Origin of the sequence: Streptomyces sp. NPDC006314 (assembly GCF_040613075.1) — a bacterium.
Classification (GTDB): domain Bacteria; phylum Actinomycetota; class Actinomycetes; order Streptomycetales; family Streptomycetaceae; genus Streptomyces.
This window is the reverse complement of sequence record NZ_JBEXRL010000007.1, coordinates 257764-279602: the sequence shown is the minus strand read 5'-3', so window position 1 is coordinate 279602 and position 21839 is coordinate 257764. Positions and strand designations below refer to the sequence as shown.

Here is a 21839-nt window from a genome sequence, read left to right as displayed (position 1 = left end):
CGGCCGTGGCCCACATCCTGGTCATCGGTGCCGGACTCGCCGGATCGGCCACCGCGCTGTTCTGCGCCCGGCGCGGCCACCGGGTCACGGTCCTGGAGGGCGGCGGCCCGCCACCGCCCGGAGCCGGCGCGGACGACGACTGGCACGACTGGGAACGCAGAGAGGTGCCGCACGCGCGCCAGGGGCACGCCTTCCTCGCCCTGTCCACCCGGGTCCTGCGCGAGGAGTGCCCGGACCTGCCGGCCGCCCTCGCCGCCCGCGGAGCCCGCGTCACACCCCTGGAGGCCGGCTCCGAGGACGCCACCGTCCTCAGCCGACGCCTGGTCTACGAGGGAGTGGTCCGCCGGACCGCCGCGGCCGAGCCGGGAGTCACCCTGGTCACCGGGGCACGCGTGACCGGCCTGCTGACCGGAGGCGACACCGACGGCCTCCCCCGGGTGACCGGCGTGCGCACCGAGGACGGCACGCAGCACACCGCCCATCTCGTGGTGGACGCGGGCGGCCGCCGCTCGCAGCTCGCGCGATGGCTGACCGCGGCGGGCCTGGCGGCGCCCCGGGAGACGGCACAGCCCTGCGGCTTCTTCTACCTCACCCGGCACTACCGGCTGCGCCCGGGCTGCGCCTTCCCGTCCACCACCGTCCCCATCGTCACCGAGCTGGACTACGGCACCGCCCTGGTCTTCCCCGGCGACAACGACACCTTCCAGCTCTCCACCACGGTGGCGGTCGACGACCCGTACAAGCACCGCTTGCGCGAGCCGGAGATCTTCACCCGCTTCCTGCAGGCCGTGCCGAGCACGGCCGAGTGGTGCGAGCGCGGTCTGCCGCTGGACGACCCCGCGCCCATGGGCCGGCTGGAGAACCGCCGCCGGACCCTGCTCGGCACGGACGGCAGGCCCGTGGCCGCGGGACTGGCCCTGGTCGGTGACGCCGCGCTACAGACCAACCCCACGTTCGGCCGCGGTGTCTCCCTGGCCTTCGTCCACGCCCGGCAGCTCGCGCGCACCGCCGAGCGGGCGGCGGCCGAACCGGCGGCCTACACCGAGCGGTTCGAGCGCTGGACCGACGACAACCTCGGTGTGTGGTTCGAGATCCAGCGGGCCACCGACCGCGCCCGGCTCGCGCAGCTGCGGGCCGGACTCCGCGGTGAGCACGCGCCGCCCGCCGACGACCTGCCCAACCGGTTCGTCCGGGCGATGGCCGTGCTGCGCGACGACGAGCGCATCCGCAGCGCATCGTTGCGGCTGTACCACATGCTGATGACGCCACAGGAACTGATGAGCGACCGGACCGTGTCCCGGCGCATCCTCGCCTTCCTGCGCGAGCACCCGACACCCGAGAGCCCTGCCGAGGGCCCGGACCGTGCCGCCTTCGAGGCCCTGGTCACGGGCGCCTCCACCCCCTCGGTTCTGCCATCCGCCGGTATCCCGGCCAAGGGGCCCGGCACACGGGCCCGTACCTGACGAAGGACGACAGCGTGGACATCGCACTGAAGACCGGCGTGACACTGAGCTACGACATCTTCGGGGACCCGGACGGCTCCCCGGTGCTCCTGGTCGCCGGACAGCACCAGGCCAACCTGTTCCACCAGACGCAGGTCCCTTTCCTCACCAAACGCGGTCACCGCGTCATCACCTTCGACCACCGGGGAGTGCCGCCGTCCGAGGAGACTCCGCCGCCCTACACGATGGAGGGCCTGGCCGAGGACACCGCTGCCCTCATCGAGCAGCTCGGCATCGGGCCGTGCGCCATCGTGGGCTACTCGCTGGGCGCGACGATCATCCTGGAACTCGCCGCCGAACGGCCCGATCTGCTCACCCGCGCCGCCCTGGTGGGCGTGCCGTGGAAGCCGAGCGCGCTGCACCGGGCGATCCGCGAGGACGCCCTGGAGCGGCTCCGGTCGGGCGCGGTGATGCCGCCGGTGACGGAGGGCATCTACCGGGCGATGTACCTCTTCGGCCCGCGGGCGCTGAACCGGGACGCCTTCATCGGGCCCTACCTCGAAGGTCTGCGCGGACTCGCCGCCTCCGGCGGGCACGGAGCCCTCGGACACGCGGAGGCCTCGGCGGCCTACGCCCCCGATCCGCAGCGGATCGCCGGGATCACCGTGCCCTGCCTGATCGTCGGCATGGAGCACGACATCATGGCCCCCTACCCGATGGCCCGCGAACTGGCGCGGCTCATCCCGGGTTCCGAGTACCGGGAGATCAAGAACAGCGGCCACGCCGCCCTGCTGGAGAAGCCGACCGAGGTGAACCGGCTGCTGGACGAGTACCTCGGCGCCGGCGGACCGACGGCACCGCGGAGCTGAACACCGGCGGCCGGCCCGCGCCGATCAGACCGCGGGCCGGCCGCCGGCCGTTGTCATCGCAGGTGGTACAGGCGGTGGAAGGTGTGCCGGACCGGCAGGATCCGTACCTGCCGGAAGCCCGCGGCCGTCGCGTACGCCCGGACCGTGCCGGGCCGCATCACCGTCCCGGTAGCGGCCGAACCTTCTTCCGCTCTGCCGACCGGCAGGCAGTGCAGCACGCTGACGGCGTACTGGTACCGCTCGGTCTCCGGCGCCGGCGCCCGGAAGCGTTCACCGACGTTGGGCTCCATCAGCAGCACGCTGCCACCGTCCGCCAGCAGCGCGCGGCACGCGCCGAGCACGTCGACCGGGCGAGCCATGTCGTGCAACGCGTCGAAGACGCACACCAGGTCGAACCGGCCGGCCAGCGCGGGGTCGGCCGCGTCCCGGACCTCGAAGCCGACCCGCTCGGCGACCCCGGCCTCCCGCGCGTTGCGAACGGCGTCCGCCACCGATGCGTCGTCCAGGTCCAGGCCGTGCACCCGCGCGCGCGGGTAGGCCTGCGCCAGAGCGATCGACGACCAGCCGGTGCCGCAGGCCACATCGGCGATCCGGCCGCCCTCGCCGGACAGCACCGCGTGCACCTCCGGGAGGGTCGCCGCGATCCAGCCCGCGAGCTGGTGCCGGAACACCGACTTGTTCAGCCCCTCCTGACCGCCCCGAAGTTCCGCACCGTACGCGGCGTACGGAACCCCGTGTCCGGAGCGGAAGGCGTCGGCCAGCCTCGGCAGGACGGCGGACAGCCCGCCGATCGGCAGCACCACCAGCGGTGCGATCGAGTACGGGCTGTCGGGGTCGGTGAGCGCCTCCGCATGCCCGGCGGGCAGGGTGAACACACGCCGGGCGGCGTCCGGCTCGGACTCGTCCGTGGTCACGATCCCGGCCGCCGCCTGCTGCTCCAGCCACTCGCGCGCGTACCGCGGATCGACGCCGGCACGCCGGGCCAGTTCGCCGGCGGTGGCCGGGGCCTTGGCGAGTTCGTCGTACAGACCGAGCCGCAGGCCCAGGTAGGCGGTCATCAGCTCCGCCGCGCCCAGCCCGGCCATGAACAGCCGTACCGACAGCGCCCGTGCCGAACCCTCCGTGTCCTGCGCGTCCATGGTCATGTGCCCCGCATCCCTCCGACTCGACCGCCGGGAATCCCTCACACGGGCCGGCCGGACGGCCGTCGGGACAGCCGGCGGGGCACCGTCCCGTAACTGAGCAGATCCAGGTCCGCGAGTCCCTGACGCACCCGCTCCGACATCAGCCCGATGTGCACCAGTGATGACACCACGCGCGCGAACACCGTCTGCCGGTACAGCACCATCGCCGGGTCCGTCGCGGCGTAGGCCAGCCCAGCGGACCGGTCGACGTCCAGCCGCTCCCAGATGTCGGCGAGCAGGAAACGCCGCCGCATCAGCGCCGCGGCCTCCAGCACCAGCTCCTCCCGCTCGGCCAGTTCCCGGCTGCACAGCTCCCGGTACACCTCCTCCAGCGACACCACGCCGAGCGAGACGTGCCGGGCCTCGTCGCGCGCCACCAAGGTGGTGATCCGGCGGATCAGCGGGTCGTGGAACGTGGAGCCGGCCAGCCGGAAGGCCGCCATCGCCAGCGCCTCCACCATGATCTGCATGCCGAGCGCCGTCACGTCCCACCGGGAGTCGCCGAGCACGTCCTCCAGCAGGGCCCGCAGGTCCGCGTTGATCGGGTACGGGGCGGGGACGTGCTCGCGCAGATAGCGCGCGAACACCTCGACGTGCCGGGCCTCGTCGGTCACCTGGGTCGCGGCGCACAGCTTCGCCTCGACCGTCGGCAGGGACTCCACCAGGCGTGCCGCCACCGTGAGCGCGGCCTGCTCGCCGTGCAGGAACTGGCTGACGAGCCAGGCCTGCAGCTCCCAGCGGAAGTCGTCCCACATCGAGCGTCCCCGCGCGGCCATCGGGGACGCCTCGAACGACGCCCTCGCGAGGTCGGATCCGTCGCCCAGGGGGGTGCCGAAGGGCACGGGTGCCGACCAGTCGATGTCGCGGTCCGCGTCCCACTGACCGGCGTGCGCGCGGCGGGTGAGGGTCTGGAGCCGGGGGGTGCTCGCCGTGTAGTCCCAGGACAGGCGGGTGTGCACCCGGGCCTCCAGGTCGAGGCTCTGCATGCGGGCGAGGCTAACCGCGCGCACCGGGTGCCGGGGTAAATCTTTCAATGCCGCCAAACATCTTTCAGTGAAAGCCCGGCCGTCTCCCGGCCGCGGGTAGCTTGACCGCGTGGCCAGCCCAGAAGAGCGAGAGCCAGAAGAACGAGAAGCCGAAGAACGAGAAGCCGAAGAACGAGAAGCGGAAGAGCGAGAAGCGGAAGAACGAGAGGCCGAGCCTTCCGCGGGACAGCGGCTGCTGTGGTTCCTGGACCGTTATCGGGGACATGACGGCGCCTTGAACTGCCCGATGATGTGCCGTATTCGAGGCCCGCTGGAAACGCACGTGCTCCGGCGCTGCCTGGAGGCGGTGATGTCCCGTCACGAATCCCTGCGGTCGGTTTTCCGGGGTGGCGGACGCAATCTGCGCCAGAGGGTGCGGGCGTCCGCGCCCGTCGACCTCCGGGTGCGTCACCTCGACCGGGAGCCCGACCCCGAGCGGGCACTGCGCGAGGCCGTCGCCGAGGAGCTCGCCACGCGCATCGACCCGACGCAGACCGCGTTCCGCGTCACGCTGTGGCGGGTCGCGGACGGCGACCACGTCCTGTGCCTCAACATGCACCACCTCGTCACCGACTCCTGGTCGTGCGGTGTCGTCTTCCAGGACCTGTGCGCCCTCCTGGACCAGGCTCGCGGAGGAGGCGCCGAACCCCTGCCGCCAGGCCTGCCGTTCAGCGCGTTCGCCGCGTGGCAGCGCGCCGCCCTGGACGGCGGTGAACTGCGCGGACAGCAGGAGTACTGGCACGACCGCCTGGCCGGGCTCACCCTGCCCGCCCTGCCCACCCGCGACGTTCCGGGCGAGCGCCGTACCGCGCTGGTACGACGGGAACTGGACCGAGCCACGGTGGCCGGCCTGCGCGACGCCGCCCGGGCCGGCGGCAGCACCCTCTTCTCACTGCTGCTGACCCTCTATTACGCCGTTCTGTACCGGGCCACCGGCCACACCGACCTCGCCGTCGCCTCCCTGTACGCCAACCGGACCCGGCCCGAGCTGCGCAGGACCGTCGGCTTCCTGGCCAACATGGTCGTGCTGCGTACCCGGTTCGACCCGGCCGCCGGTGTCCTCGAGGCCCTGCGCGCCACTCATTCCACCGTCACCGGCGCCTTCCTCAACCAGGGCGTCCCCTATCAGTTGCTGCCGTTGCGTGAGGCACAGGGTCAGGGCTCGAGAGCCGACGACATCGTCTTCCAGATGCTCGCCGAGCCGGTCTACAGCACCACCGCGGCCGATCTCCGCCTGGAAGTGCTGGTGCCCGACGGAGTGGGCAGCAGATTCGAACTCGAACTGGTTCTGGTGCCGCACGATGCGGGATTCCACGTGCTGCTCTTCTACAACGAGGGACGACTCGACGAGAAATTCGTCACGGAATTGTCCGAGCGTTATGTCGCGGCGGCCGAACGTGTCTCCCAGAACACCGACCTGTCCTTCGGACGGGTCTGCTGAGTACCGCGGGAAACCAGGGGATCTTCATGCGAATAACGCTCGAGACGATGCGCAGGGCCGTCGCCGACATCCTCGACGAGCCGCCCGGTGCCATCGGCGACCAGGACGACCTGACCGCCCTGGGTCTCGACTCGATGGCCATCATGAACCTCGCCGCGCTCTGGCGCCGGGCGGGCGCCGACATCCGCTTCGGCGACCTGGTGGAGCGGCCGCGGCTGGCGGAGTGGTGGGCGCTGGTCGAGCGGGCCGCCGACGAGGCGGCGGAGGAGGAGGCGGGGCCCGCCGCTCCCGACGGCGACCCGCACCCGGCCCGGCTCGACGAGTCCGCCCCCTTCCCCCTCGCGCCCCTGCAGCACGCCTACTGGGTGGGCCGCGCCGACGGCCAGGTACTGGGCGGTGTCGGCGGGCACTTCTACTTCGAGTTCGACGGACCGGCCCTCGACCCGGACCGGCTGGACGCTGCGCTGCGTGCGCTCACCCTTCGGCACGCCATGTTCCGTGCCCGCTTCCTGCCCGACGGCACCCAGCGCATCACCGACCGGCCCACCGGCCTGACCGGGGTCCACGACCTGCGGGACGCGAACGCCGAGCAGGTCCGCCCGGAACTGGACCGGCTGCGCGCCCACCTGTCCCATCAGCGGCTGGACGCCGCCGCCGGTCCCCTGCTCGACGTACGCCTCACCCTCCTGCCGGACGGCACGAGCCGACTGCACCTCGACGTCGACATGCTGGTGTGCGACGCGATGAGCTTCCGCATCGCCCTCGCCGACCTCGCGCGGTACTACGAGCACCCCGAGTGGGAGCCCGAACCTCTCGGCTACAGCTATCCGCGCTACCTGGCGGACCGGGCCGCCCGGCCGCCCGCCCGCCTCGAACGGGACCGTGCCTACTGGGCCGGCCGGCTGCCCACCCTCCCCGGCGGACCCCAACTCCCGCTGGCCGGACCACCGGAGCGGCTGCACCGGCCACGCACCGGCCGCCGCACCCTGTGGCTGACACCGGAGCGGCGTGAACGGCTCGCCACCCGCGCCCGGGAGCACGGTCTCAGTCCGGCGATGGTGCTGGCCACCTGCTATGCCGAGGTCCTGGCCACCTGGAGCGCGGAGAAGCGCTTCCTGCTCAACCTGCCGCTGTTCGACCGCGACCCGGTCCACCCGGACGTCCCCGCCCTCGTCGGCGACTTCACCAGCCTGCTGCTGCTCACCGTGGACGCCACCCGGGAGGAGTCCTTCGCCGAGCGGGCCCGCCGGGTGCACGCCGACTTCCGTGAGGCCGCCGGACACAGCGCCTGCCCCGGCACCGACGTCCTGCGCGACCTGGCGCGCAGCCGCTCCCAGAGCACGGTCGCGCCGGTGGTGTTCACCTCGGCGCTGAACATGGGCGAGCTCTTCGCGCCCGAGGTGCGCCGGGTGCTCGGAGAGCCGGTGTGGCTCAGCTCCCAGACGCCGCAGGTGTGGATGGACCTCCAGGCAGTCGAGCACGACGGCGGGATCCGGCTCGTCTGGGAGGCCGTGGAAGAGCTCTTCCCCGCGGGCCTGCTGGACGACATGGCCGGTGCCCTGCGCCGCCTGCTCGACCGGTTGACCGCACCGGACGCCGACTGGGCGGACCCCGTGCCCGACCTGCTTCCGGCGGCACAGCGTGAGGTCAGGGCCACCGTCAACGCCACCGACCGGCCCTGCCCCGACCACACCCTGCACGACCCCTTCTTCGCCACCGCGCACCGGGATCCGCACCGGCCCGCGCTGCTGTGGGCGGACGGCTCACTGACCCGGGCGGAACTCGCCGACCAGGCCCTCCGGCTCGCCGGACTGCTGCGCACCCGGGGGGTGGTCCCCGGCGACCCGGTCATGATCTCCCTGCCCAAGGGCCCACGGCAGATCGTCGCCGTCCTCGGCGTCCTCGCGGCCGGCGGCACCTACGTACCCGCCGGCATCGACCAGCCCGAACACCGCCGCCGGCGCATCGCGGACTCCTGCGGCGCACGCCTGACCGTGACCACGCACACCCTCGACGAGGCACGCACCGCGGCGCCGCTGCCCGGACCCGTCCCCGTACCGCCCGAGCGGATCGCGTACATCCTGTACACCTCCGGATCCACCGGAGAACCCAAGGGCGTCGAGGTACCGCACCGCAGCGCCGTGAACACCGTGACGGCGCTCAACGAACGGTTCGCCCTCGGCCCCGGCGACCGCACCCTCGCCGTCTCCGCGCTCGACTTCGACCTGTCGGTGTACGACATCTTCGGCCCCTTGTGCGCGGGGGGCGCGGTGGTCTGTGTGCGGCAGGAGGAGCGGCGTGACGCGCGGGCCTGGCTGGACCTGGTCCGCGGCCGGGACGTCACCGTCGTCAACTGCGTCCCCACCCTGCTGGAGATGCTCCTGGAGGCGACCGAGGGCGCCGGAGCCACCGCGGGGATCCGCGTGGCCCTGCTCGGCGGCGACCGGGTCGCCCCCGACCTGGCCGCGCGCGCCCGCCGCGTGTTCCCCTCCGTGCGGTTCGCCGGCCTCGGCGGCACCACCGAGACGGCCATCCACTCCACCGTCCAGGAGGTCGAGGAGGCGCCCGCGCACTGGACCTGCGTGCCGTACGGAGTCCCGCTGCCCGGCCAGCGCTGCCGGGTCGTCGACCCACGCGGCCGGGACTGCCCGGACCGGGTGCCCGGCGAACTGTGGATCGGCGGCGCCTCGGTGGCCCGCGGTTACCGGGGTGACCCCGAACGCACCGCTGACCGGTTCGTGGAGTACGCGGGGCTGCGCTGGTACCGCACCGGCGACCTGGCCCGCTATCTGCCGGACGGCACACTCGAGTTCCTGGGCCGGGCCGACTTCCAGCTCAAGGTGCGCGGGCACCGGATCGAACCGGGCGAGATCGAGGCCGCGCTGCGGGACCATCCCGCGGTGACCACCGCCGCCGTGGTCGGCATCGGGGACCCGGCGACACGGCTCGCCGCCGCGGTCGTCACGCGCGAGGCGTCCCCGCGAGGGGACGAGCCGGCGGAGCCGCTCACCGCGCTGCTGCGGGAGCATCTGGCCGACCGGCTGCCGCCCGCCATGATCCCGGACGTCCTCGCGGTGCTCGACGCACTGCCGCTCAACACGAACGGCAAGGTCGACCGAGCTGCGCTGCGCGACCTCCTCACCCACGACGAGCGCACCACCGCCGGACACGAGCCGCCACAGGGGGTCGTGGAGAGCCAGGTCGCCGAAGTGTGGGGCGAGTTGCTCGGGGTGGAGCGGGTCGGACGCGACGACGGCTTCTTCGAGCTGGGCGGTGACAGCCTGCTCGCGACACGGCTGCTGACCCGGCTGCGGGCGGCAGGGCTGCACGGCGCCGATCTGGGACGCCTGTTCACCGCACCGGTCCTGCGCGACTTCGCCGCCGGACTCCGCATCGGCCGGCCCACCCGGCTGCCACCGGTCACCCCCGACCCCGGCCGCCGGTACGAACCGTTCCCCGCGACCGACATCCAGCGGGCCTACTGGCTCGGGCGCGGTACGGACTTCACGCTCGGCGGCGTCGGATCGTACTGGTACTGGGAGTTCGACGGCCCGGACGTGGACCTCAAGCGCCTGGAGGACGCCTGGAACCGGCTAGTCGAGCGCCACGAGATGATGCGCGCGGTCTTCGACGAGGACGGCAACCAGCGCATCCTCGAACACGTCCCGCCCATCGCCTTCGAGGTCACCGACGCGCCACCGGGGCGCGCCGAGGAGATGCTGCGGGCCCAGCGTGCCGCGCTGGACCACCGCGTGTTCGACGTCACGCAGTGGCCGCTGTTCCACATCGCCGCCACCCGCTACGACGGCGACCGCACCCGCATCTCGTTCGGCTTCGACTACATCGTCCTCGACGCGCTGAGCATCATGACGATCTTCTGGGAGCTGTCCCGGCTGTACGACGACCCGGCCTGCGCGCTGCCCTCGCTCGACATCTCCTTCCGCGACTACGTGCTGCAGGCCGCACCCGACCCCGAGGAGGTCGCCGCCGACCGGGCGTACTGGACCGGACGACTGCCCGAACTGCCGCCCGCCCCGGCGCTACCGCTGGCCATCGCCCCGGAGCAGACCGCCCGGCCCCGCTTCACCCGGCGCGAGTTCTTCCTCCCGCCGGCCACCTGGCAGGCGCTGACCCGGACCGCCCGCGGCACCGGGCTGACCCCGTCGGCCGTGCTGGCCGCGGCCTTCGCGGACGTCCTCTGCGCCTGGAGCGCACAGCCCGAGGCCACCGTGAACCTGACCCTGTTCGACCGGCGGGAGGTCCACCCGGACATCAACAACATCGTCGGTGACTTCACCTCCCTGCTGCTGGTGGGCCACCGGCCGCAGGACGGCGACGGCTGGGCCGACGCGGCGCGCCGCTTCCAGCAGCAGATCTGGGAGGGGTTGCAGCACAGCTCGGTGTCGGCGCTGTGGGTCCTGCGCGAGCTGGCCCGGCGCACCGGGACGGCGGAGGCGGCCATGCCGGTCGTCTTCACCAGCACCCTCGGGGTCTCCGACCGGCTCGCCGACCTGACCATGCCCTTCGGGGAACAGGTGTACGGGCTCTCCCAGACCCCGCAGGTGTGGCTGGACTGCCAGGTCGTGGAGCGCGACGGCGGCATCTCGGTCAACTGGGACGCCGTGGAGGAACTGTTCCCCGCCGGGCTGCTGGACACCATGATCACCGCCTACGAGCGGCACCTCACCGGCCTGGCCCGGGCGGACTGGCGGCGTCCCGTCGCCGTGGAACTCCCCCCGGAGCAGGCCCGCGTCCGTGCCGAGGTGAACGCCACCCAGGCTCCGCTGAGCGGACGCCTGCTGCACGAACCCTTCTTCGCCGGGGCCGCCGCCGCGCCCGGCCGCCCCGCGCTGCTGTGGCGCGACGGGCGACTGGACCACGGGGAACTCGCCGAGCGGGCCCTGAGGGTCGCCGGCGCGCTGCGGGCCGCGGGTGTCCGGCCCGGTGACACCGTCGCCATCGTCCTGCCCAAGGGGCCCGACCAGATCACCGCCGTCCTGGGCACGCTCGCCGCCGGCGCCTGCTACGTGCCGGTGGGCGTCGACCAGCCGCCCGTCCGGCGGGCGCGCATCCTGCGGCGCGCCCGTGCCGTGGCCGTCCTCACCGACGCCGGCCCGACGGCGGACGCCGCGTGGCCGGACGGTGTCGCGGTGCTGGACGTGCAGGCCGCCCGCACGACCGGCGCCCCCCTGGACGCGCCGGTCACCGTGCCGGACACCGCGCTCGCCTACACCGTCTTCACCTCGGGCTCCACCGGTGAGCCCAAGGGCGTGGAGACCACCCACCGCGCGGCCGCGAACACCGTCGAGGACATCAACGAGCGCTTCTCGGCGGGGCCGGACGACCGCGTCCTCGCCCTGTCCGCCCTCGACTTCGACCTGTCCGTCTACGACATCTTCGGCCTGCTGGGAGCGGGCGGTGCCCTCGTCCTCGTCGAGGAACGCGACCGGCGCGAACCGCACCGCTGGCTGGACCTGCTGCACACCCATCGGGTCACCGTGTGGAACACGGTGCCGGCGCTCCTCGACATGCTGCTGACCGCGGCCGAGGGAGCGGACGGGCCCCCGTTGGAGCCGCTGCGCCTGGCGCTCGTGTCCGGCGACTGGGTGGGGCTCGACCTGCCGGGGCGGCTCGCCGCCCGCGCCCCGGACTGCCGTCTGGTGGCGCTCGGCGGCGCCACCGAGGCCGCCATCTGGTCCAACGCCTATCCCGTGACCGAGCCGCCGCCCGACTGGCCCTCCATCCCGTACGGATTCCCCCTGCGCAACCAGCGCTTCCGGGTGGCCGACCCGGCGGGCCGCGACCGCCCGGACTGGGTGCCGGGGGAGCTGTGGATCGGGGGCACCGGCGTGGCTCGCGGTTACCGCGGCGACCCCGAGCGCACGGCACACCAGTTCGTCGAGCACGAGGGCCTGCGCTGGTACCGCACCGGCGACCTCGGCCGCTACCGGCCGGGCGGCATCCTGGAGTTCCTCGGCCGGGCGGACCAGCAGGTGAAGATCCGCGGGCACCGCATCGAACTGGGCGAGATCGAGGCGGCGTTGCACGACCTGCCCGGCGTTGCCCGGGCCGTCGCCCGCATCGTGGGGGAGCGGCCCCGGCACCGGATCGCCGCGTTCGCGGTGCCGGCCGGTGACCCACCCGAACCGGTCGCGCTGCGCGCCGCCCTCACCGAGCGGCTGCCGGGCTACATGATCCCCGAGCGCATCCGGATCGTCGACCGGTTGCCGCTGACCGCCAACGGCAAGGTGGACCGGGGCGCCCTGGCGGCCCTTCTCGACGAGGAACCGCCCCAGGCCGACGAGGAACCCAGGGGAGAGCTGGAGACCGCCGTCGCCGCCCTCTTCGCCGACCTCCTGGGCGTCGAACGGGTCGGCCGCACCGAAAGCTTCTTCGCGCTCGGCGGTGACAGCCTGACCGCCACCCGGGCCACCGAACGGCTGTGGCACACCACCGGCGTCCGCCTCACCCTGCGCGGCTTCTTCTCCGCGCCGACCGCCGAGGCGCTGGCCCGTCTCATCGAGCACCGACGCGCCGAGAGCGCCCTGATCCCCATGGAAGAAGGAGTGCTATGAACCTGGCCGGGCTCTTGGCCGAACTGGAGGCCAGTGGTGTCGAGTTGTGGGAGGAATCGGGAAAGCTCCGCTTCCGGGCCCCCCACGGCGCCCTGACCGGGGAACAGCGCGCCCTCCTGAAAGCCCACAGGAACGACGTGCTCGACCTCCTCAGGGCAGGGCACGACCGTGTCACGGTGACCCCGCGACCCGCCGAACGCCACGCGCCCTTCCCGCTCACCGACGTGCAGACCGCCTACCTCCTCGGCCGCCGCGACGTCTTCGACTACGGATCGGTCGCCTGCCACGCCTACGGTGAGCTGCGCTTCGCCACCCTCGACCCGGACCGCCTGGAAGCCGCCTGGCAGACCCTGATCGACCGGCACGACATGCTGCGCGCCGTCGTCGAGGACGAAGGCGCCCAGCGCGTCCTGGAATCCACTGCGCCCTACCGCATCGCGGTCACCGACCTGCGCTCGGCCACCGGCACCGAGACGGCGGCGGCACTGGCGGCGGTGCGCGAGGAGATGGAGCACCAGGTCCTGCCCACCGGCACCTGGCCGCTGTTCGACCTGCGGATCACCCTCCTCGCCGACCACGCCCTGCTGCACCTCTCGATCGACTTCCTCATCGCCGACTACATCTCCCTGCACCTCCTCCTCGACGAACTGCGCACCCTCTACACCGACCCCGACGCCTCCCTGCCCGAACTGCCCGTCACCTTCCGGGACTACCTGCTCGCCGAACGCCGCCTGCGCCAGGGCCCGCACCGCGAACGCGACCGCGCCTACTGGCTGGACCGGATCGACGATCTGCCCCCCGCCCCGCCGCTGCCCCTGCGCGAGGGACGGCGCAGGGGCGGCCCGGCCCGGTTCGACCGCCACCAGCTCGTCCTCGCCCCCGAGCGCTGGCGCGCCCTGCGCCGCCGGGCCGTCGAACGCGGCCTGACACCGTCGGGAGCCGTCCTCGCCGCCTACGCCGAGGTGATGGGCCGGTGGAGCGGACGAGAGCGCTTCACCCTCGACCTCACCCTCCTCAACCGGCTGCCCCTGCACCCGCAGGTCGCCTCCCTCGTCGGCGACTTCACCTCCGTGGAACTGCTCGCCGTCGACCGCCGGCGGGGTGCGACGTTCACCCAGCGGGCCACCGCCGTGCTGGGGCAGCTCTTCGAGGACCTGGACCACCGGCTGTTCACCGGAGTCGAGGTCCTGCGCGAACTCGCCCGCCGCCGCGGTCAGGAAGCCGCTCTGATGCCGGTCGTCTTCACCAGCGCCATCGGCCTGCGCGAACAGGACGCCCCGGACGGCACGGCGCACGCCGGGAGCGCCGAGGACCCGGGGAACGCCGTCCCCGACGGCGAACTGGTGCACGGCATCAGCCAGACCCCGCAGGTGTGGATCGACTGCCAGGCGATGGAGCGGCGCGGATCCCTCTGCGTCAACTGGGACGTCCGCGACGGCGTCCTGGACGAGACGGTCGTGACGGACATGTTCACCGCCTTCCGTGATCTGCTGGCCCGCCTGGCGGACGGTGACGACCCATGGGAGTCGTCCTCGCCCGTCCGTCTGCCGGCCGCGCAACTCGAACGCCGGAACCGGGCCAACGCCACCGATGCCCCACTGTCCGACGCGCTGCTGCACGAGGGCGCGCTCACCGCCGCGCTGCGCACCCCCGACGCCCCCGCCGTGATCACCGGGGACCGCCGCCTGACCCACGGCGACCTCGCGGCCCGTGCCGCCGCCGTGACCCGGGCGCTGCGCGCGGCCGGATGCGCGCCCGGCGACCCGGTCGCGATCGTCGCCGACAAGGGCTGGGAGCAGATCGCGGCCGTCCTCGGCGCACTGTCGGCGGGCGCGGTCTACGTCCCCGTGGACACCCACCAGCCGGCCGCGCGCCGCGAGCGCATGCTGCGCGACGCCGGAGTCCGGCACGCTCTGATCCGTTCCGGCACCCCGGGACTGCCCCCCGACGTCACCGCGATCACCGTCGACACGCTCACGCCCGAGCCCGTGCCCGTCCGGCTGCCCGCCCGGCTGCGCACTCCGGATGACCTCGCCTACGTCATCTACACCTCCGGCTCCACCGGCAGCCCGAAGGGCGCGATGATCACGCACCGGGGAGCGGTCAACACCATCGACGACATCAACCGCCGATTCTCCGTGGGCTCCGACGACCGGGTCCTGGCCCTCGCCAACCTGGGCTTCGACCTGTCCGTCTACGACGTCTTCGGCGTCCTCGCCGCCGGCGGCTGCCTGGTCCTGCCCGACCCCGCCCGCCGAGCGGACCCCTCGCACTGGGTGGCGCAAATGGCCGAGCACGACGTCACCCTCTGGAACTCCGTGCCCGCCCAGCTCCACATGGTCAACGAATACCTCGGCACCAACCCGGTCCCGCTGCCCCGCCTGCGCCTGGCCCTGCTCTCCGGCGACTGGATACCGGTACGGCTGCCCGACAGCATCCGCGCCAAGGTGCCCGGACTGCGCGTGGTCTCCCTCGGCGGCGCGACCGAGGCGTCGATCTGGTCCATCCTCCATCCCCTCGACGGCGAGGTCCCCGAGGACTGGCCGTCCATCCCCTACGGCACCCCTCTCGCCAACCAGCGTTTCCACGTCCTGGACGCCGACTTCGAGCCCTGCCCCGAACTGGTCGCCGGCGACCTGTACATCGCGGGCGCGGGGCTTGCCGCGGGTTACCTGCACGACGAGGAGAAGACCGCCGAGCGTTTCGTACGGCATCCCCTCACCGGCGAACGCCTGTACCGGACCGGCGACCTGGGACGTTACCTGCCCTCGGGCGAGATCGAGTTCCTGGGCCGCAACGACCGGCAGGTCAAGATCCGCGGACACCGCATCGAGGCGGCCGAGGTCGAGGCGGCTCTGCAGTCCCATCCGGCGGTCGCCGCGAGCGCGGTGATCGTGGACGGTGAACGGCCCCTGGAGCGCCGCCTCGTCGGATTCGCCCAGACCGCCCGCGCCGCCCGCGGCCCCGCCGAGCGGACCGACGGCTCCGCTCTCCTCTCGGCCGTCGCAGAGGAAGGCGAGGAGGTCCGCTCCGGGGTGGACGCCGAGCGGGTGGTCGGCTTCGCCCGACACCTCGACGAGGCCGCCCTGCTGGCCATGATGGACGTCCTCCAGGGCAGCGGACTGTTCCCGGACGAACGAACCCGGCATCCGCTGCCCGAGATCCTCGCCGCCGCGAAAGTCGCCCCGAAACACCACCGCCTGGTGCGCCGCTGGCTCGCCGCCCTCGTCCGGGAGGGCTACCTGGAGCACCGGCCGCAGGACGGCTACCGGGCGGTGCGCCGGGCCGCGCCGGGCGCCGTGGGGGAGGCCTGGCGGCGTGTCGACGCCACGCTGCCCTCCGCCCAGGACGGCTCGCAGCTCCTGCAGTACTTCCGCACCGCGACCGCCCACCTCCCGCAGCTGCTGCGCGACGAACAGGACCCCGTGCAACTGCTGTTCCCCGAGGGCAGCATCGACATCCAGGAAGCCGCCTACACACAGGGCTTCCTCAACTCCTACCTCAACCGCATCGCCACCTCCGTCGTGCGCCGCATCGCCGACGACCGCGCCCGGCACGGCACGGTGCGCCTGCTGGAGGTCGGCGCCGGGGTGGGTGGTGTCAGCGTCGAGGCGGTGCCCCGGCTGGCCGGCACCGACTGCTCCTACCTCTTCACCGACGTCTCGCAGTTCTTCCTGAACAAGGCCGCCGAACGGTTCGCGGACTTCCCGTGGGTGCGCTACGCCCTCTTCGACATGAACGAGGACTTCCGCCCCCAGGGGATCGAGCCGAACTCGCTCGACCTCATCCTGTGCGGGAACGTCATGCACTACTCCCGCAACGCCACGAAGGTCCTGGACCGGATGCGGCAGATGCTGGCCCCCGGCGGCTGGCTGGTCTTCATCGAGACGACCCGCGACAACTACCAGATCCTCACCTCCATGGAGTTCCTCTTCGACGCCACCGCCGGCGACTTCGAGGACGTGCGCCACGGCAAGGACCAGACGTTCGTGGCCCGCGACCAGTGGCTCGACCTGATCTCCCGGGCGGGCGGTGAGACCGTGCTGTGCCTGCCCGGTGCGGACGACCCGCTGGCGGCCATCGGCATGCATGTCTTCGCCGTCCGCTTCAAGGCCGACCGGGCCCGGGTGACACCCGCCGAACTCGTCGCACACCTCACCGAGCGGCTGCCCGAGGAGATGGTCCCCGCGCAGATCCAGGTCGTCGACGAACTGCCGCTCACGGACAACGGCAAGGTGGACCGGCGCACCCTGCGGTCCTGGCTCACCCCGCGCCGGACCACCGAGCAGACCCGCAGCGCGGACCCCTCGCCGATGACCGATCTGGAGCGGCGGATCACGGCCCTGTGGTGCCGCGTCCTGGATACCCCCGCGGTGGGCAGGGACGACACGTTCTACGAGGCGGGCGGCGACTCCCTGCTCGCCGCCCAGCTCGTCGGAGCGCTGCGGGAGGAACTGCCCGAGGCCGAACACACCCTGTTCGACGAGCTGTTGCGCGAACTCCTCGACGGCGCGAGCATCCACCGTCTCGCAGAGGTCCTGACCACAGCCCCGGCGCCCCGAGCGGCACCGCAGCCGACCGCCCCGGCGGCTCCGGTGCCGATCGCCTCCACCGGCTCCCCCGACGACCGGCTCTGGGCGGTGTTCCGGGAGGGCTTCCCCGCCAGCGGCTCCCACCGGGACCTGTGCACGCGGCTGGAGGAGACCGGCCCGCTGCTCGACGTCTCCGCCGCACACCCCCTCAGCGCCCACCTGGGCACCGCTCCGCACGCCGTGATCGAGCGCGTCGCCCACGAGCGGGCCCGGCTGTTGCGTGCGACGGGACACACCCGGTTCCGTCTGGTCGGAGCCCACAGCGGAGCCCTGCTCGCGGCCGAGACCGCCCGGCAGCTCACCGAGGGCGGCGCCGACGTCGGCCTGACCGTCATCAGCAGCTTCCCGCTGCCCGCGGTGGTCGAGGACCCCGTCTTCGCCGAGTACCTCTTCGCCCTCGGCAGCGGAGCGGACCCCCGCGACCTGGGCTGGCCGGACCAGCGTGCGGCCGGAGCCGCCCTGGCGGCCGTACTGGCCCGCACGCCCGGCAAGGTGCCCGCCGGTGCGCTCGCCGCGCTGGACGGCGACCTCGCCGGTACCGCGGCCGCCTTCGCCCGTCTGGCCGCGACTGCCGCCGACGAGCGGCAGGCACGTCTCGCCGCGGCCCTGGGCAGCACCGCCGAGGCGGTCCGGGAGCGATACGCAGCCCACCGCCTGCTCGCCGAGGCCGCCGCCACCCACCGGCCGGACCCGTACACGGGGGACGTCACCCTGCTCCTCCACCGCGACGACACCCCGCTGTGGCCGACGCTCGCCGCCGACGCCACCCGCTTCTGGGACGAGCTGAGCCTGGGCCGGCTGCGAACCCGCACCGTCCCCGGTGACCACTTCACATGCCTGTCCGCCGACCACGCGGCCGAACTGGCCGGCGCCCTGACCTCTCCCGCGACTCACCAGGAGGACACCCGGTGACCACCACCCTCGCCGTCCTCGGCGGCTACGGCGCGGTCGGCGCGGTGGCCGCACGCGAACTGGCCGCCACCCACCCCGAGGCACGGCTGCGCATCGGCGGCCGGCGCCTCGACGAGGCGACCCGCTGTGCCGGCCGCCTCGGCGGGCGGGCCGAGCCGTACGCCGTGGACCTGACCGACCCGGACTCGCTCGCCGCGTTCTGCGCCGGCAGCCACGTCGTCGTCAACTGCGCGGGTCCCTCCTACCGGGTGCTGGACACGGTCGCGCGGGCCGCACTCGCCGCCGGCGCCGACTACGTCGACGCGGGCGGCGACGAACCGGTGCACCGGGCGCTGTCCGGCCAGGACCCGGCGGAGCAGGGCCGCGCCGCCGTCCTCACCGCCGGCATGATGCCCGGCCTGACCGGTCTGCTGCCGCGCTGGCTCGCCGCCCGGGGAGTCGACGAACCCGAGCGGCTGCTCGGCTATGTCGGCACCATGGACCGGCTCACCCCCGCCGGCGCCGGCGACTACCTGCTCAGCCTCGGCGGGGCCTACGGCGAGGCCCAGTCGGCCTGGCGGGGCGGCGCCCGGGTGCTGCGCGTCCTGCAGCCGCTCACGGACACCGAACTGCCCTTCTTCCCCGGCACGGTCAGTGCCTACCCCTACCTCAGCTACGAGGTCGAGCGGCTCGCCCGCGACCTGGGACTGGCCACCGTCGACTGGTACAACGTCTTCGACGGCGGTTCCCGGATGCTCAAGACCCTCGGACGCCTCCAGGGCGCCATGACCGGGCAGAGCGCACTGGAGCCCGCCGCCCGCGAGCTCATCGAGGCCGCCGGACTCGACCTGTTCGGACGTGACCCCTACCAGCTGTTCGCCCTGGAGCTGACCGGCCGCAGCGCGGGCCGCCCGACCGCGCGCGCCCTGGTGCTGCGGGGCACCGACACCTACGAACTGACCGGCGCCGTCGCCGCCGTCGCCACCGGAGCGCTGCTCGCCGGCCGGGTGCCCGCCGGAGTCCACTACGCCGCCGAGGTGCTGGACCCCGACCTCGTCGTCGAGCGGCTGAGAGCGCTGGCGGCGGTGACCTCGCTGGACGTCTTCGACCGCCCGCTGGCCGAGGCGTGCGCCACGGAGGAGGGCGAACTGTGAGCGGTGGACGGCCCCGGATCGTGGTGGCCGGCACCAAGTTCGGCCGTATCTACCTCGCGGGCGTCGCCCGTCCCGACTCCCCGTACGAGCTCGCCGGGGTCCTGGCCCGCGGCAGCGAGCGCTCGGCGCGCATCGCCCGCCACTACGGCGTGCCCTTGTTCACCGACCCGGAGCAGGTCCCCAAGGACGTCGAGGCCTGCTGCGTGGTGGTCGGCGCCGGCATCAACGGCGGCCCCGGTGCCCGCCTCGCCCAGCAGCTCATGGCGCGCGGCCACCACGTCCTGCAGGAACATCCCCTGCACGCCCGCGAGCTGGCCGACTGCCTCCGCACGGCCCGGGAGCACCGGGTGGCGTACCGGTTGAACAGCCACTATGTGCACGTCGAGCCGGTGCGCCGGTTCATCGCCGCCGCCCGCCGGCTGCTGGCCGGCCAGCGCGCCCTGCACATCGACGCGGCCTGCGCGTTCCAGGTCCTGTACACGCTCTTCGACATCCTCGGTCGCGCGCTGGGTGGCGTCCGCCCCTGGGGTTTCGGAGAGACGGGCGACCTGCCGTCCGCACTCCGGGACCTGGCGGACTCACCCCCCGTCTACCGCAGCCTGGACGGGGTGATCGCCGGGGTGCCGTGCACCCTCCGGCTGCAGAACGACATGGACCCCGCCGACCCGGACAACCACACCCACCTCTTCCACCGCATCACCCTGCACACCGAGGGCGGGCATCTCACACTGCTCAACACCCACGGCCCCCTCCTGTGGAGCCCTCGTCCGCACATGCCGGACGACATGCGCGAGACCGTACGCATGGAGCAGTCGCAGGCCGCGCACTTCGGCCACCTCAGCGCCGAGCCGCTCGGACCCGCGACCGGACCCGACTACCGGGACATCCTCGGCGAGCTGTGGCCCGAGGGAGCGGTGGGAGCCCTGCGGGCGCTGCGCGAGGACATCGGCAGCGGCACCGACCCGGGCAGGGACGGCCAGTACCACCTGACGCTGTGCCGGCTCACCCGTGACGTCGCGGACCGCTTCGGACCCGTCCGCCTGCACCGCGACACGCCCGCGCCCCGTGTCCTGCCCGTCACGGCCCTCATAGAGGGCGCGCCGGCACCGAGGAACAGTCCATGAACCCCCAGCGCAACGCCCGCACCGCACAGGCCCCTTCGGACCTCGATCTGTGGTTCCGCCGCTACTGGCCGCGCCCCTCGGCACAGCGCCGCGTCGTGCTGTTCCCGCACGGCGGCGGCGCCGCCAGCTTCTACCGCGGCCTGGCCAAACGGCTCCTGCCCGCGGCCGAACCGCTGATCGCGCAGTACCCCGGCCGCGAGGACCGGTTGGAGGAGTGCCACATCACGGAGATGGCCGAGCTGGCGGATCGGATCAGCGCCGCACTGCTGCCCGCGCTCGACCGCGAGTTCGTGCTCTTCGGGCACAGCATGGGCGCGGCCGTCGCCCACGAGGTGGCGCTGCGGCTTGAGCACGAGCACGGGGTGGTCCCGGCGCTGCTGTGCCTGTCGGGCCGGCCGGCCCCCCGCCACCACAGACCCGGCAGCAAGCACCTCGACGACGAGGCCCTGTGGAAGGAACTCGCCCGCCTGGGGGCGACCCCGTCCCTGCTCCTCACCAATCCGCAGGTCCGGCGCGTCGTCCTGCCCACCCTGCGGGCCGACTACCGCCTGGTGGAGCGGTACCGGCCGGGCACGGGTCCCGTGCTGTCCTGCCCCGTCGCCGCCTGCCTCGGCGACCACGACCCTGAGGTCGCGCCTGAGGAGGCCGAGGCGTGGTCGGAGGTCTCCCGCGGCGGCTTCACGTTCCGCCTCTTCACGGGGGACCACTTCTACTTCCGCGGCCAGGAGGACGACCTCGTCGGCTGGCTGCTCACCACAACGGACCGGGAGGCCGCATGATCGTCAGGCCCACCGTCGAGGCCTACGCCGAGGCGCACTCGACGGGTGAACCGCCGCCGCTGGCGGCACTCGCCGAGGAGACGCGCAACCGGTGCGACGTCCCGCAGATGATGGTCGGCCCGCTGGAGGGCCGCTTCCTCGCCCTGCTGGTCCGGATGCTGCGCCCGCGCAACGTCCTGGAGATCGGCACCTTCACCGGCTACTCGGCCCTGTGCATGGCGGCGGAACTCCCGCCGGACGGCACTCTGGTGACCTGTGAGGTGGATCCGGCGCACGCCGAGATCGCACGGCGGCACTTCGCCGCCTCGCCCTACGCCGACCGGATCGAGCTCCGGCTGGGACCGGCGCTGGAACAGCTCAAGAGCCTCGACGGGCCCTGGGACTTCGTGTTCATCGACGCCGACAAGCCGGGCTACGGCGACTACTACGACGCGGTGCTGCCCCGGCTCGCCGAGCGCGGCCTCATCGCCGTCGACAACGTGCTGCAGTTCGGCGGCGTGGCCAACCCGCTGGACCGGAAAGCGGACACCGTGGCCCTGCGGGCGTTCAACGAGAAAGTACGCGACGATCCCAGGGTCGAACAGGTGGTGCTCACGGTGCGCGAGGGCATCACATTGATCCGGCGGGCCTGACGCCACGGAATTCCCTGCTCCGGTCCCGCTGAAGTTCTTTTTGAACCCTGAAAGATTACGCCGGAACGAATGCACCGCACCCTAGGCTCTCGTGACGGGCGACAGCAAGCGGAAACCGCAGACATCGACCG

12 protein-coding genes are annotated in these 21839 nt (G+C 73.2%); 9 read left to right on the top strand and 3 right to left on the bottom strand.

The genetic code is table 11. The features are described from left to right. Positions 1–5 precede the first annotated feature (5 nt). Together ABZ079_RS15825 and ABZ079_RS15820 are read left to right on the top strand one after the other, a co-directional pair. Complete coding sequence (locus ABZ079_RS15825) at positions 6–1463, top strand: FAD-dependent oxidoreductase (RefSeq protein ID WP_356940001.1); 1458 nt, start codon at positions 6–8, stop codon at positions 1461–1463. 14 nt (positions 1464–1477) lie between these two features. Continuing rightward, on the top strand, positions 1478–2311 hold the full coding sequence (locus ABZ079_RS15820) for an alpha/beta hydrolase (RefSeq protein WP_356940000.1): 834 nt from the start codon (positions 1478–1480) through the stop codon (positions 2309–2311). 53 nt (positions 2312–2364) lie between these two features. Here the strand turns inward: ABZ079_RS15820 and ABZ079_RS15815 are convergent, their stop codons facing one another. The 3 genes from ABZ079_RS15815 to ABZ079_RS15805 all read right to left on the bottom strand — a co-directional run bounded on the left by ABZ079_RS15815 (position 2365) and on the right by ABZ079_RS15805 (position 4746). Beyond that, complete coding sequence (locus ABZ079_RS15815; protein WP_356939999.1) at positions 2365–3456, bottom strand: class I SAM-dependent methyltransferase; 1092 nt, start codon at positions 3454–3456, stop codon at positions 2365–2367. A gap of 38 nt (positions 3457–3494) precedes the next feature. Further along, the gene (locus ABZ079_RS15810; protein WP_356939998.1) at positions 3495–4481 is read right to left on the bottom strand and encodes a ferritin-like domain-containing protein; all 987 of its coding nucleotides are present in this window, start codon (positions 4479–4481) and stop codon (positions 3495–3497) included. A 64-nt stretch (positions 4482–4545) separates the two neighbouring features. After that, positions 4546–4746, bottom strand: coding sequence for a hypothetical protein (locus ABZ079_RS15805; protein WP_356939997.1), 201 nt, complete (start codon positions 4744–4746; stop codon positions 4546–4548). Positions 4747–4755: 9 nt separating this feature from the next. On the opposite strand from ABZ079_RS15805, the gene ABZ079_RS15800 reads away from it, so the two are divergent. Genes ABZ079_RS15800 through ABZ079_RS15770 form a run of 7 tightly spaced genes read left to right on the top strand, consistent with a single transcriptional unit; the run spans position 4756 to position 21708 of the window. Further along, a complete protein-coding gene (locus tag ABZ079_RS15800; protein WP_356939996.1) occupies positions 4756–5961 on the top strand; it encodes a condensation domain-containing protein in 1206 nt (401 codons plus the stop codon). A 26-nt stretch (positions 5962–5987) separates the two neighbouring features. Beyond that, entirely contained in the window at positions 5988–12536 is a 6549-nt protein-coding gene (locus ABZ079_RS15795) for an amino acid adenylation domain-containing protein (RefSeq protein ID WP_356939995.1), read from the top strand. Continuing rightward, positions 12533–18040, top strand: a complete 5508-nt coding sequence (locus ABZ079_RS15790) for an amino acid adenylation domain-containing protein (protein ID WP_356939994.1) — start codon at positions 12533–12535, stop codon at positions 18038–18040. Before ABZ079_RS15795 ends, ABZ079_RS15790 begins: the two co-directional genes overlap by 4 nt. Continuing rightward, the gene (locus tag ABZ079_RS15785) at positions 18037–19173 is read left to right on the top strand and encodes a saccharopine dehydrogenase NADP-binding domain-containing protein (protein ID WP_356939993.1); all 1137 of its coding nucleotides are present in this window, start codon (positions 18037–18039) and stop codon (positions 19171–19173) included. The genes ABZ079_RS15790 and ABZ079_RS15785 overlap by 4 nt, the downstream gene beginning before the upstream one ends. After that, complete coding sequence (locus tag ABZ079_RS15780) at positions 19170–20297, top strand: Gfo/Idh/MocA family oxidoreductase (protein ID WP_356939992.1); 1128 nt, start codon at positions 19170–19172, stop codon at positions 20295–20297. The genes ABZ079_RS15785 and ABZ079_RS15780 overlap by 4 nt, the downstream gene beginning before the upstream one ends. Next, positions 20294–21076 (top strand): alpha/beta fold hydrolase, encoded by a 783-nt coding sequence (locus tag ABZ079_RS15775; RefSeq protein WP_356939991.1) that lies wholly within the window; start codon positions 20294–20296, stop codon positions 21074–21076. The genes ABZ079_RS15780 and ABZ079_RS15775 overlap by 4 nt, the downstream gene beginning before the upstream one ends. Continuing rightward, the gene (locus ABZ079_RS15770; protein ID WP_356939990.1) at positions 21073–21708 is read left to right on the top strand and encodes an O-methyltransferase; all 636 of its coding nucleotides are present in this window, start codon (positions 21073–21075) and stop codon (positions 21706–21708) included. Before ABZ079_RS15775 ends, ABZ079_RS15770 begins: the two co-directional genes overlap by 4 nt. Positions 21709–21839 lie beyond the last annotated feature (131 nt).